The sequence below is a fragment of the Helicobacter canis genome, assembly GCF_900451095.1.
Lineage (GTDB): Bacteria > Campylobacterota > Campylobacteria > Campylobacterales > Helicobacteraceae > Helicobacter_B > Helicobacter_B zhangjianzhongii.
This window is the reverse complement of the sequence record NZ_UGHV01000001.1, coordinates 762464-775588: the sequence shown is the minus strand read 5'-3', so window position 1 is coordinate 775588 and position 13125 is coordinate 762464. Positions and strand designations below refer to the sequence as shown.

Annotated in this window: 11 protein-coding genes; 1 reads left to right on the top strand and 10 read right to left on the bottom strand. The window is 44.9% G+C overall.

The window, feature by feature from the left end; all coding sequences use genetic code 11:
• Positions 1–2 precede the first annotated feature (2 nt).
• The 6 genes from carA to DX060_RS03555 form a co-directional block, all read right to left on the bottom strand.
• Positions 3–1166 carry a glutamine-hydrolyzing carbamoyl-phosphate synthase small subunit gene (gene carA, locus DX060_RS03585; RefSeq protein WP_115011195.1) on the bottom strand — a complete coding sequence of 388 codons (1164 nt, stop codon included), beginning with the start codon at positions 1164–1166 and terminating at the stop codon, positions 3–5.
• Positions 1167–1186: 20 nt separating this feature from the next.
• On the bottom strand, positions 1187–1738 hold the full coding sequence (locus DX060_RS03580) for a DUF507 family protein (RefSeq protein ID WP_115011194.1): 552 nt from the start codon (positions 1736–1738) through the stop codon (positions 1187–1189).
• Positions 1739–1883: 145 nt separating this feature from the next.
• On the bottom strand, positions 1884–3338 hold the full coding sequence (gene prpD / locus DX060_RS03575) for a 2-methylcitrate dehydratase (protein WP_115011193.1): 1455 nt from the start codon (positions 3336–3338) through the stop codon (positions 1884–1886).
• Positions 3339–3856: 518 nt separating this feature from the next.
• Positions 3857–5011: a bifunctional 2-methylcitrate synthase/citrate synthase gene (gene prpC, locus DX060_RS03565; protein WP_115011191.1), complete on the bottom strand. Its 1155-nt coding sequence runs from the start codon at positions 5009–5011 to the stop codon at positions 3857–3859.
• A 20-nt stretch (positions 5012–5031) separates the two neighbouring features.
• The gene (gene prpB, locus DX060_RS03560) at positions 5032–5907 is read right to left on the bottom strand and encodes a methylisocitrate lyase (protein WP_115011190.1); all 876 of its coding nucleotides are present in this window, start codon (positions 5905–5907) and stop codon (positions 5032–5034) included.
• The gene (locus DX060_RS03555) at positions 5904–7817 is read right to left on the bottom strand and encodes a propionyl-CoA synthetase (protein WP_115011189.1); all 1914 of its coding nucleotides are present in this window, start codon (positions 7815–7817) and stop codon (positions 5904–5906) included. Before DX060_RS03555 ends, prpB begins: the two co-directional genes overlap by 4 nt.
• Before the next feature lie 394 nt (positions 7818–8211).
• Between DX060_RS03555 and DX060_RS03550 the strand changes: the two genes are divergently transcribed.
• Entirely contained in the window at positions 8212–9153 is a 942-nt protein-coding gene (locus DX060_RS03550) for a hypothetical protein (protein WP_115011188.1), read from the top strand.
• Between the two features lie 26 nt (positions 9154–9179).
• On the opposite strand, the gene solA is transcribed toward DX060_RS03550, so the two are convergent.
• From solA to DX060_RS03530, 4 genes are all read right to left on the bottom strand, one after another.
• Positions 9180–10298: an N-methyl-L-tryptophan oxidase gene (solA, locus tag DX060_RS03545; protein WP_115011187.1), complete on the bottom strand. Its 1119-nt coding sequence runs from the start codon at positions 10296–10298 to the stop codon at positions 9180–9182.
• A gap of 78 nt (positions 10299–10376) precedes the next feature.
• Positions 10377–12443, bottom strand: a complete 2067-nt coding sequence (locus DX060_RS03540; RefSeq protein ID WP_115011186.1) for a DUF1561 family protein — start codon at positions 12441–12443, stop codon at positions 10377–10379.
• Positions 12444–12454: 11 nt separating this feature from the next.
• Complete coding sequence (locus DX060_RS03535) at positions 12455–12766, bottom strand: DMT family transporter (protein WP_408938840.1); 312 nt, start codon at positions 12764–12766, stop codon at positions 12455–12457.
• 2 nt (positions 12767–12768) lie between these two features.
• Complete coding sequence (locus tag DX060_RS03530; protein ID WP_115011184.1) at positions 12769–13101, bottom strand: DMT family transporter; 333 nt, start codon at positions 13099–13101, stop codon at positions 12769–12771.
• Positions 13102–13125: the final 24 nt, after the last annotated feature.

Here is a 13125-nt window from a genome sequence, read left to right as displayed (position 1 = left end):
CCTTAACGACTAGCCCTATCGTGGTTTCTTCGCTCATCAATAAGCTTGGCAAAACACTCAAAAATATTGCGCGACTCTCTAGGACCGGGGCTTGCCTCTGGGTGGTGCTGCACGGAAAAAATCGGCGCATTTTTATAAGCCACGCCCTCAATGGTATTATCAAAAAGATTTCTATGTGTTACAACAGCGACTTGCTCAATGGATTCTGGGACACAATAGTTGTGGTTTTGCGATGTGATCTCTACAGAATTGTCCAAAAGATTTTTCACAGGGTGATTGCCGCCGTGATGCCCAAATTTTAGCTTATAAGTTTCATAGCCGTGCGCTAGGGCTAGGAGCTGATGTCCTAGGCAGATCCCAAAAATAGGGATTTTTGCTGCAATTAGCTTGGTGATTTCTCCCACTTCTTTACTAAGCATTTTGGGATCACCCGGACCATTGGATAAAAACACCCCATCAATCTCACCTTTTTCAAAGGCTTTGCATAGCTCATCAGCACAAAATGTATGCGGATATACTTTTGCCAAAAGCCCAGCACTCACAAGCTCGTTTAAAATATTGCGTTTTGCTCCAAAATCAATCACTGCTACTTTATAGCGCGTGATAGGCTTACTATAAGAAAAATCCGTGAACTCATACACGCCTTGCGTATGTGTAAAATCACTAGTTGTAGAGACATTTTCAATATGGTTTTGTTGCTCGATTGCAGGGGAGTCTCGCAAGATCCTAGCTAGCTCATCTCTATCACTAATATCGCTTGAAGCAACCATCATCATCGATCCTTGCGCACGGATCATTTTCACCAATGCACGCGTATCCACACCGCAAATCCCAAGGATATTGCGCTCATCAAGGAAGGATTTTAGGCTCTCTTGTGCGCGAAAATTCGAGATAGTATCATCATAATGTCGCACAATCACCCCAGAAGCAAACACATCTCTACTCTCGCAATCTTGCTCATTCACACCTACAATCCCGATCTCTGGCATAGTAAAGACAATAAACTGCCCAGCATAGCTAGGATCTGTGATGATTTCTTGATAGCCGGTCAAGGAAGTATTAAAGACAATTTCCCCCACCATCGTGCCACTTCCAGAAAATGCTTGCGCTTGAAAATACACGCCATTAGCACAATACACCCAAGCTGGTCTTATATCATCTGCCATATCATCTCCATTTATCGGGCTTACATAAAGCCCTTTTTGCGTAACTCTTCTTCATAAAGCTTGTCATAAATCAGCTCATACTCATCTGTGCCTACAAGAAGTTTGCGTTTGTAGTTTTTGATTTTCTCCACAATCTCATCTTGGATCTCATCGTGCATTTTGGCAAAGCTATCAATCGCCTTAAAAATGATATTTTTAATTTGATTTTTATTGACATTAAACTGCACATATTTTTTCTCAATTAGCGTATCTAGAATTTTGTGTGAAAGTGCATTATATCGATCATCCCAAAAGAGCAAAAACCGCCGCTCATCAGCGATCTGCCGCTTGATCATACCAAAGAGCTTGCGCTCATCAACACGCAAAAACTCAACTTCACTTTGATTCTTCTCTAGCAGCTCTTGAGCTTTCAGGTCAATTGCTAGCTCCTCTTTCACATCCGCTTCAAGGATACCCTTTGCCACTTTGGCGATACTCTCAATGGGGACTTGCAACACAAGCAAGCTAGAGTTATATAAATCAAGTGCTATTTTATTGGCGATATATTCAATTTGATTAAGTCGTAACCGCATAGTGCAACCTCTAGATAGAATGCGCTATTATAGCATTATTTAGATGAAATATTTAGCTTGGTCTTGTGTGGGATAAATCATTAGTAGTTTTAAGAAATAAAAAGATAGCTAGAATCTAGTTAGATTCTAGCTATCAAGCAAGGCACTACAACGCAAATAAATCACTAAATTCATTAAACGCCATAGATTCTAGCTTACCCTGATCACTGCAAACAGCCTTAATCTGCTCGCATTTTTTAGGGCTAAGTTTCAGGGCAATATTGCGTTCAAACTTAGCCACAAGCACAGGGATTCCCTCTGCTCTTCTGCGTTTATGCCCGATAGGATACTCCACCTCTACCTTTTCACTCTTGCTACCATCTTTGTAGAAAATCTGCACCGCATTAGCGATTGAGCGTTTATCGGCTTCTAAATACTCACGCGTATAGCGATCATCTACTTCTACTACCATTTTATCACGCAGGGCGTCAATGCGTGTATCACTCGCCACAGAGTCTTCATAATCTTCAGCGGTGAGTCGCCCAAACACAAGCGGCACAGCCACCATATACTGAATGCAGTGGTCCCTGTCAGCTGGGTTTGCTAGCTCGCCAACTTTATTGATGATTCTATGTCCGGATTCTTGAGTGGTAATCACAATTTTTTCAATAGAATCTAGTCTGTCTCTCACTTCATTATGCAATTTCAACGCACATTCTACGGCAGTTTGTGCGTGGAACTCCGCTGGGAAGCTGATCTTAAACAGCACATTTTCCATTACATAGCTGCCAAATTCTTGTGGGATAGTAAGCTTTTTACCTCTCATTTTCACATCTTCAAATCCCCAGAATTCCGCGCTTAACGCACTTGGATAGCCCATTTCTCCGCTTAATGCTTTTAGGGCTAGATTTACGCCCCTTGAGCTTGCGTCCCCTGCCGCCCAGCTTTTGCGTGAGCCTGTGTTTGGTGCGTGGCGATATGTCCGCAACGCACCACCATCAATAAATGCGTGGCTTACTGCGTTTCGCACTTCTTCAAAGCTCCCACCAAGCATAGCGCACGCCACCGCGGTAGAAGCGATCCTAACAAGTAGCACATGGTCTAGCCCCACTTTGTTAAAGCAGTTTTCTAACGCAAGCACACCTTGAATCTCGTGTGCTTTAATCATAGCACTAAGCACATCTTTGACTTTCAAAGGCTCTTTACCTTCGGCAATATTTTTGCGGCTTAGATAGTCTGCTACTGCCCAAATCGCCCCTAGATTATCGCTTGGGTGTCCCCACTCTGCGGCTAACCAAGTGTCATTAAAATCAAGCCATCTAACCATAGCCCCTACATTAAACGCCGCTCTCTCTGGCTCTAGCTGATAGCTAGTCCCCGGAATCTTTGCTCCCAAAGGGCGAAACTCCGCCCCCTCAACAACAGGTCCTAAAAGCTTAGTGCAAGCTGGAAAGTTTAGGGCTAAAAGTCCGCAACCTATGGTATCCATAAGGCAGTATCTTGCTGTCTCATACGCTAAAGGCGAGGTAATCTTATACTCCAACGCATAACGCGCAATTTTTGTTAGCAGCTCATCAAATTCTGGTCGTTTGGTATCTAGTGTTCCCATATCGGCACTCATTACATTCTCCTTGTAGTTTAAAGTTAAAATTATGTCCGCCTTACCTTTGCGGTTAAAATCGCGGATTCTGCATTCGCCAACTTCGGCACTACCGCTTAGGTAGCTTCTCGTTGGCTCACTTGAAAACCACGATTTTTCCTCGCAAAATCAAGGCGTAGCAGAAGATTTTTCAAATCAAATAGCTCTGCCTTGTGTTATTAGAATCTAGATTCTAGATTCACCGCCGCTGATGTCAAATCCTTTGTGTGGCAAAGATTCAAGTTGCCTAAGCGGCAAGATTTTTGAGCTAAAAATGGGGCTTTGCAAGGCTTTGGCAAGGAGTTACCTAAGCGGTAATGACGCAGCCAAAGCCGAAGCAATCGCCGTTTTTAGCCAAAAAGCTAACGCTCCCGCACACATCTCAAGCGTTAAAGATTTTGTGATGATTTTGTGGGTTGTCAAGTTGGAGGTAAGGGAATTACCTTAAATGGTAATGACCGCTGCCGACAACGCAGACTCCCGCAAAAGCACGCAAAAGATTAACGCTCGCTTAGTGGCACAAATGCTTTGTTTTCTGGTCCTGTATATTGCGAACTAGGACGGATTAGCTTATTATTCCCCCTTTGCTCAAAGATATGTGCCAGCCACCCTGCCGTGCGTGAAAAGATAAAAATCGGCGTGAAATACGGCGTGGGAATCCCCATAAAGTGATAAGCACTCGCACTATAAAAATCAAGATTAGGGAAAAGCTTTTTTTGATCCCACATTACCTTTTCTATGGCTTCACTTATGGGATATAGCCCCTTTGTGTCTTTCACATCTTCACTCAATCTTTTGCTCCACGCTTTTATCACCACATTGCGTGGATCTTTTTCCACATATACGCGATGTCCAAAGCCCATAATCTTATCTTTTCTAGCAAGTTTATCTAAGATTCCTTGCGTTGCCTGCTCTGGCGTTTTAAACTCCTCTATCAAATCCATTGCCGCTTCATTTGCTCCGCCGTGCAGTGGTCCCCTTAACGCCCCAATCGCCCCTGTGATTCCCGCATACACATCAGACATTGTCGCAGTAATCACCCTTGCAGTAAATGTAGAGGCATTAAACTCGTGCTCTGCATACAAAATCAAACTTGCGTGCATTGCCTTTACCCATAGCTCTTTTGGCTCTTTTTGGTGTAAAGATTCTAGAAAATACCCGGCAATAGAATCTTGCTTAGATTCTGTGCTTATCTCCTTGCCATTTGTGTGATAATGATGCCAGAAAGTTAGCACACTTGGGAAAATCCCTAAAAGCCTTGTGCCAATTTTTTGCTGATTTGGAAAAGATGCTTTAAACACATCATATTCTTCTCTCTCCAAACAACCAAGCGTAGAACAAGCTGTCCGCATAATATCCATAGGGTGTGCATCTTTTGGCAAAAGCTTTAGCACTTCTTTTAGCTCTTTTGGTAAGCTTCTTGCGGCTATTAGCTCTTTTTTGAAAGATTCTAGCTCCGCTTTATTTGGTAGCTTTTCTTTTAATAGCAAATATGCCACTTCCTCAAACTCACAATGCTCGGCTAAATCATAAATATCATAGCCTCTATAATTTAGCCCGTGTCCTGTGCCACAAGTACAGATAGCTGATTCTCCTGCACTTATCCCTGCTAAGCCACCTACTTTTTTTGCGACTTTTTCTGTTGGTGCTGCCATTTTCTCTCCTTTCTCTTAAATTATTTTTTGCTTTTAAAAAGCGTATCAAGCTTTTGCTCATACTCGTGGTAGCCAAGCATTTCATAGAGTTCATCACGTGTTTGCATAGAGTCTATGCTATTTTTCTGCGAGCCATTGTTGATAATGTCTTTAAACACCGCTAATGCCGCCTTATTCATCGCCCTTGCTGCTGATAGTGGATACAGCACCATAGAGATTCCTACATTTTTTAGCTCATCTTTGGTGAAGTAAGGCGTCTTGCCAAACTCCGTGATATTTGCCAAAACCGGCACTTTTATGACTTCAGTAAATTGCTTATACTCTTCTAGCGTATGGATTGCTTCAGCAAAGATCATATCCGCTCCTGCCTCCACATAGGCTAATGCCCTTTCAATCGCTGCTTGTTGCCCCTCACTTGCGTGTGCATCAGTCCTTGCCATCACCACAAAGCTAGAATCCACTTTTGCATCCATTGCCGCTTTTATCCTATCGCACATCTCTTCTTTGCTGACAAGCTCTTTGTTGGGGCGATGTCCGCAGCGTTTTTGTGCGACTTGATCTTCTATGTGACAGCCTGCTGCACCACTTCGTGTTAAGTCCTTAATCGTCCTAGCGATATTAAACGCCCCACCCCAGCCCGTATCTGCATCTACAAGCAAGGGTAAATCACTTACCGCCGTGATGCGGCGCACATCAATACACACATCTTCTAATGAGCTAATGCCAAGATCAGGCACACCTAAGCTCATCGCCGCTAATGCACCACCGCTTAAGTAAAGGGCTTTTGCACCGCTTTTTTGCGCTTGTATAGCAGAGTAGGCGTTAATCACGCCAATAATTTGCAAAGGATTATTTTCCTTTAGTGCTTCTCTAAATTTCTGTCCTGCTGTTTTCATTTTGCCTCCTTTATATTTTTAGATTTTGGGTAGCCAAGATTCTGCAATGCTGCTTCAATCTCAGGCATTACGCTAGAATCTTCAATCGTGCTAGGCATTTTCCATTCATTGCCATCGGCAATATCACGCATTGTGCCTCGCAGGATTTTGCCACTTCGCGTTTTTGGCAGTCGCTTTACCACCGCGACAATATGCAGTGAAGCCACCGCACCAATCTCTTCTCGCACAAGCTGCACGACACCTTCACACAGGCTTTGTATATCTCGCTCTAGTCCATCTTTTAGCACGACAAATGCGAGTGGTATCTCGCCCTTTAGCTCATCATTCACGCCGATAACCGCACATTCTGCAATATCTGGGTGCTTCGCAATCGCCTCTTCCATGCCACCAGTTGATAGCCTATGTCCTGCGACATTGATGACCCCATCCATTCGCCCCATCACAAACACATAGCCATCTTTATCAATATAGCCACTATCACCAGTAAGATAATAGCCCGGATAGTGATTAAGGTATGAGTTTTTATATCTTGTATCATCGCCCCAGATTCCCATTAGGCACGCAGGGGGCAAAGGCAGCTTAATCACAAGATTCCCTAGCTTTCCGGCTTTGCACTCCTTGCCCTCTTCATCTAGGACTTTGAGATTAAATCCGGGCATAGGCTTTGTAGGCGATCCCGGCTTTACAGGCATTTGCTCTAATCCTAGCGGATTTGCCGCGATCGCCCAGCTTGTCTCTGTCTGCCACCAGTGATCAATCACAGGCTTTTTGACAAGCTTTTCAATCCATTTGAGTGTATCGCTATCACATCTCTCCCCAGCGACAAATACCGCTCTAAGTGAGCTAATATCATATTTTTTCAGCCATTCACCTTTAGAATCCTCTTTTTTGATCGCCCTAAATGCAGTAGGTGCAGAGAATAAAATATTGACTTTATACTCTTGCACCACACGCCAAAATGCCCCCGGATTTGGTGTCTTGACCGGCTTTCCTTCATACACGATTGTCGTGCAGCCATTCATCAAAGTGCCATACACAATATAGCTATGCCCTACAACCCAGCCTACATCACTTGCCGCCCAAAAGACATCGCCGGGCTTTGCGTTGTAGATATTATCCATAGACCACTTCATCGCCACGGAATGCCCGCCATTACTGCGGATAACGCCCTTTGGCTTACCAGTCGTGCCAGAGGTGTAGAGGATATACAGCGGATCAGTGGCATCCACAGGCACACATTCTACTGGTTCTGTCTTTTCCTCTTCACTCTCCCAATCCACATCACGCCAAGGCAGCATATTTGCCCTCTCTTGTGGGCGTTGCCAGATAAGACAAGTGGTAGGCTTATGACTAGAGCTTTTTATAGCCTCATCTAAGATAGGCTTATACCTAATCACACGAGAAACTTCAATACCACAAGAAGCACTCATAATAACGCGTGGCTTGGCATCTTCAATCCTAGCGGCTAGCTCGTGGGCGGCAAATCCGCCAAAGACCACACTATGGATCGCCCCAATCCTAGCACAAGCAAGCATTGCAATCACTGCTTCAGGGATCATAGGCATATAGATAAGCACTCTATCGCCCTTTACCACGCCTTTATTGACTAGGATTCCAGCGGTTTTTGCCACTCTTTTGCGTAGCTCTTTATAGGTGTAGGACTTTTTTGTATCTGTTACAGGTGAGTCATAATGCAATGCCACTTGATCGCCTCTGCCATTTTCTATATGCAAATCAAGTGCGTTGTAGCAGGTATTCATACACCCACCGACAAACCACCGATAATGGTCATTGACAACATCAAGCACCTTATCCCATTCGTGATACCAATGCACCTTTTTAGCGGCTTCTGCCCAAAAGGCTTCAGGATTTTCAATGGATTGTTGATACACTTCTTGATATGTGGGCATTTCACCTCCTTGTAAAGTTTGGTAGGGATTTATTCTAGCTAGAATGCGCGGATTTGCTATGAACAATTTTTGCGTTTTTGATGATTAGATTTGGGCATAAACCATTATAATTGCACAATTTTTGTGCAATTATTGTAAGATATGGCTAGAATCCAGTTTTGAAGATTATTTGTTTAGCACGATTCTAAGCATTGCGGCGGGGCTGCGGGAGCTTTCTAAAGAAACTTTGCTCGCTTGTTTTCTAAAGAAACTTCGCTTTGTGTGATTTTTAGATTTTTAGAGTAGAAGTTACCTAGAGTGGTAATGACTGCCCTAAAAATCACGCAATCAATCGCATTGCTCGCCCAAGATTGAATCGCGCCCCCTAGAATCCACTTTTTGAAAGCAGGCTATTATGGCATTCACCACCCTAGAAAAGCTCATCGCTATTTATCAAAACTCCGGCTTAAGTCTCTCTAAATTCGCCCAAATCATCGGTAAGGATAGGCGCACACTCACTTCGTGGATAGATAAAAGTGTCGCCAAAACACCGCCCCTAGAAGTATGCCAAGCTATTTCTACATTCTTCCGCTATCCTAGTAGGATCTGGGAGCAAGACTGCGAGAAAGATGAGTTTTTCTCTCTTTTAAAAGCCCTACCACAAAGCGAGATAGCTATCATAGATAAAGGCTATGAAGGCGGACTTGCCTATATTTTAGAAAAAGAATCCAAAAGACGCTTTGTGATCCACCCTCGCTTCCCCTCTCCTGCTTATCGGGATAAAATCGTTACTTTTCCCTACAAATTTGGCAACTCATCGCGCGCACAAAGCTTGCGCAAAATCCGCTATGAACGAATGCTAGAGCACAGCTTTGAGAGCATTGAGTGGTATAGTATAGAATCTTTACTGCGCTTTGGATTCTGCCCTATTGGCAATCTTTTTACCATAGATGAGCGCATACGCATACTTGAGCTAATTATAGAGAGCCTAGAAGACAACTACAACAAATCTCTTTACTTTTTTGACTCTTATAGCACCAAGCTCTTTGGGATCGATAGTGCTTATCTCTCGCTTTTGCCAGATGATGGGCTAATGTTTCTAAAAATGCCCATAGATTCTATGATCCTAGAGATACGCAATACTGCTTTGGTGCAGAGGATCCACAAGCACTTCACCTCTCCTAGCCACGCCCCCAAACACACGCAAAAGCAGCATAGCCTGCATATCGTGCGCACACTTATGGAATCACTCAAAAATAGCAATGATCTCCTAAGCTTTTATGAGATTATCGCAGACTCCACGCCCTATGGCGAACTCTTTGCCAATAATATCCAGCCACACAGCCTAGCCCACTAGCTCTTATCAAACTAGATTCTAGTATCCTAGCTAAATCGCCCTAGAGAAAAATGCCTACAAATCTCCTGTGGCAATTCACCTCGTTGCAACGCGCTAATGCCTAGATCCCCAAGAGCTGGAGCAAATTTAAATCCGTGGCTAAGTCCGCCAAGATACAGCAAGCAAGAGTCAATAAAATCAATGATAAAGCCTTCATCAGGTGTCATTGCATAAGTGCATACTGCCCCTGTGCATAGCTCACCCAAGCTAGGCATAAACGCGCGGATATGTTCAGCGATGGCACGCTTATCACTCTCTATATCCCCAAAGCCTAGAAGCTCATCGCGCGTAGTTATATCCTGCCCAAAGACATTAAGCCCGATTTTGACCCCAGAGCCAAAATCCGGGAATCCATAGAAATGATCTCCATTAAACTCCATAATAAACGCCGGCATAGCATCGCGTAGCTGATAAGAGCTAGAATAAAACCAATTAAGCATTTTGCGTTTAGGCTTTACAGGGATTTGTGGTAGATCAAACGCACACACACTAAGGATCTCACTAGCAAAGCTCCCCGCACTAAGCAAAATCTTATCAGCTAGGATTTGACTAGAATCTGTATAGATATGATAGACTCCACCTTGCTTCTCTATACGCCTAATGCACGAGATAAGCACATCTGCCCCAAGCCCTATTGCTAGCCTTATGGCAGTTTCTACACTTTTATCGCTATATACAAACCCCGTCCCCCTCTCCAAAATCCCCGTAAAATGATCTGGCACATTGATCCCATAGAGCTGACTAATCTTTTGGGGGCTAAGGGGTATTGTATCTAGGGCGAAGTCCTTGCTACTTTGCGCGACATTGCGCATAAACGCACTTGTAGGATCACCGATATTTAGCACCCCACATCGCTCAAAGATCTTTTGCCCACTTGTTTGCTCAAACTCCCCCCAAAGCTCAAAAGCACGCTGCAACAGCGGGATATACTTCTCCCCCTCGCCATAAGCTATGCGGAAGATTCTAGTATCGCCGTGGTAGGAGCCATTAGAATGTGGTGGTAGAAAATTATCAATCAAGCAGGTCTTAAGCCCTTGCCTACTTGCATAATACCCAGCAAAGCTCCCTACACTCCCACTACCGATAATCACAACATCATATTTCATCATTCACCCCTTGTGTAATAGATTCTAGCAAGCCTGCGCTTATGGATTCTAGTCGCGGCAAGCTCGCGTTATGGCGTGCTACCACACACATCGCCCGCTAATACACGCATTTAATAGCTCTGGCAAAGGCAGCAGAGCATTGCCACGCCTATCCTCGCCCTCACCACTGCAATTATGCAGTGAAATTATCGATTCAAAAGGATTGCGATGAGATCTTGCAACTTCTAGCACACCTAGCCCAAGAAGCTCCAAATGCCGCGAGCCAAAGCGCGTGAGTCGCTCTATCATATCTGCTGGATTCTGCACAGCCTGCACTCTTGCGCGGAAAGATTCTAGGCTAAGGCTTGGGGCATTTGCAGGGATAATCACCACGCCATCGCGTAGCCTTAATGCCGCCACTGCGTGCCCTAAATTCCTACCAGATAAAGGATCCAATCTCACAAGCGTAAAGAGAAACACACTCCCCACAGGTCGCTCTAGAACCCTTTGCAGCAAAGTATAAATCCCACTCTCCTCCACACTCTGCCCTAGCACACTCCACTCATATTGTGGAAGCATAGAAATACTACTTGCCAACGCCCTGCTTGTCCCACGATAAAACAACTCCCTATGATCCCTAGCAGGGCTGTCATAGTAGCCTAAAATATCTTGCAAAGTATCGTGCAAAAGCGAGTTTCTCGCATAAAAGCTAGCAAAAGGATTGACCCCCGCCCCTGTATCAAAAAAATACCCCCCACTACCGCGCGGATGAGCGTGCGTCTCTAAGAGCTCGGCGATTGCTTGATAAGCTTGCAAAAGGCAGATCCCACACACCCCACTACTTGCCCTAGAAGTATCCGCACTAATATTGATATGCCACAATCGCGCCACCCACGATTCATTTAAGCTAAAGTAAGCAGGCAAGGCTGGGGAGCTTTGCATAAAAGGCTGCTGCAAAAGTGGATTCTGCTTATTGTGCCCTTTGGCACTCTGTGTGGGCAATATCGCAAGCAAGTGTTCAAGCAAGTATTGTAGAAGCGATCTAGGGGGTGTGGATATGGGGCTAGCTTGTAGGATCTGTTTTGATGAGTTTTGCAAGGGATTATGCTTATGCCCCGGGGCTGGGCAGGTGCGGAGATTTTCTCCAATGTTTGCGCTAATGAAGCGCAGCCACTCCTGTGTCGTGTGATCTAGCTCAAAGGCAGAAGTCGGGCTATTTTGCACATCATTGCTAGCATACTCCTTGCTAGCGACATAGGGCACACCCCAGTGGATCCCATAGCGCGTAAGTCGCAAGATATTGCTATCTCTATCCAAAAAGGCGAAATGCCTATCATCAATGGGGATAGGCTTGAAAAAGGCTCTATTATCCTTAGGAGGCGTGCCATCTGTGCATAGCCCCCAAACCACCCAATCCCACGCCTGCTTGCCTGTATTAGAATACATACAATACAGCCGCCCACTGCTCTCATCATAGCTTGCAATATGTCCGCTCAAAAGATTGTAGTAGAGGAATGCGGTGTTTTTCTGTGATTGATTGTTAGTTAGGAAATACCGCTCCTGCCCTTGTGCGTAGCTCACACTCCAAGAAATCGCGCTTTGGATAGTGAGATTTGCCGGAGCGGCTATGGTGCTTGCCCATTTCTGCATAGAGTGTTCAAGCGTATGTGTATAAAGCCCACCTGCAAAGGTATGTGCTGCATACAAATAGCCCCCATCATCTTGTATGCTATAAATGCCATCAAGCGAGTAGAAGCGATTGTCCTTTAGCTGCCATTGCTGGCTTGGGAGATTGATAGCACAGGGCGATAAATGCACATAGTCTTTATCGCGCTTCCTCTCTACCACAGAATCTGGCGCAGTGATACACAGCCAAGTGTCCTTAATGTAATAAGCTAGGCGACTAAATACATCATAGCGCGCTTGCATTGCGCCTTGGCAGCTTGAGAGAGCGATATAGCTTGTGCCGCCCGAAAATGTGGGGGCATAGCATAGTGTGCGATTATCTTTGGTTAGCACGCGGATAGGGGTGTCTTGCGGCTTTTGGGCTAGGGTTTGCTTGGGGCTAAAGGGAGTGGCATAGAGCAAAAGAGGCAAAAAAAGGGCAGATACACTACCTACAAATACACTCCCTAGAGTTAAGGCGACTTTAGCGGAGTTTGCCATAGATTCTAGCCTTAGCCAATCGCCTTAAGCCCCACACTAGAGGCGATGATCACACACACGCACACAAGCTTCAAAAGCGAGCGATCTTCTTTATAAAACACCACCCCGACAATCACGCCCCCAGCCGCGCCTATACCTGTCCATATCGCATACGCCACGCCCATAGAGATCTCTTGCATAGCTATGGATAAGCAAGTAAAGCTAAGCCCAAAGCAGCCGATGATCGCTAGGAGATAGAGTCTCTTCCCATCGACAAAGCGTTTCATCACAATCACGCCAAAAATCTCCATAACCCCAGCGGCAAGCAACATCGCCCAATGTATCATCAAGCACCTTTATGGTTTGTGGCAAATTTCAGCCCGATCACACCACACATCAACACCACAATGAGCGTGATTTTTAGCCAAGAAGCTGGCGCGCCAAAGACTACAATCTCTGCTAGCACGATCCCTGCCGCACCAATCCCTACAAACACGCTATATGCCACGCTAATTTCTATGACCCTAATTGCTAGCAGCATACAGACAAAGGAAATCCCAATGCCTAGCCCTGTCAAAGCCTGCAGCCCTAGAGTATCAGCATACTTCAGCCCGCTTACCCAAAATATCTCACAAATACCGCCGATGATGATGAAAAACCAGCCAAGATTTTTGCTCATATACACCCTTATCCCCTAGCATTA

Excerpts from the sequence above, each read along its gene's own strand:
- carA (WP_115011195.1), bottom strand. The coding sequence starts at position 1,166 with ATGGCAGATGATATAAGACCAGCTTGGGTGTATTGTGCTAATGGCGTG.
- DX060_RS03580 (WP_115011194.1), bottom strand. The coding sequence starts at position 1,738 with ATGCGGTTACGACTTAATCAAATTGAATATATCGCCAATAAAATAGCA.
- prpD (WP_115011193.1), bottom strand. The coding sequence starts at position 3,338 with ATGAGTGCCGATATGGGAACACTAGATACCAAACGACCAGAATTTGAT.
- prpC (WP_115011191.1), bottom strand. The coding sequence starts at position 5,011 with ATGGCAGCACCAACAGAAAAAGTCGCAAAAAAAGTAGGTGGCTTAGCA.
- prpB (WP_115011190.1), bottom strand. The coding sequence starts at position 5,907 with ATGAAAACAGCAGGACAGAAATTTAGAGAAGCACTAAAGGAAAATAAT.
- DX060_RS03555 (WP_115011189.1), bottom strand. The coding sequence starts at position 7,817 with ATGCCCACATATCAAGAAGTGTATCAACAATCCATTGAAAATCCTGAA.
- DX060_RS03550 (WP_115011188.1), top strand. The coding sequence starts at position 8,212 with ATGGCATTCACCACCCTAGAAAAGCTCATCGCTATTTATCAAAACTCC.
- solA (WP_115011187.1), bottom strand. The coding sequence starts at position 10,298 with ATGAAATATGATGTTGTGATTATCGGTAGTGGGAGTGTAGGGAGCTTT.
- DX060_RS03540 (WP_115011186.1), bottom strand. The coding sequence starts at position 12,443 with ATGGCAAACTCCGCTAAAGTCGCCTTAACTCTAGGGAGTGTATTTGTA.
- DX060_RS03530 (WP_115011184.1), bottom strand. The coding sequence starts at position 13,101 with ATGAGCAAAAATCTTGGCTGGTTTTTCATCATCATCGGCGGTATTTGT.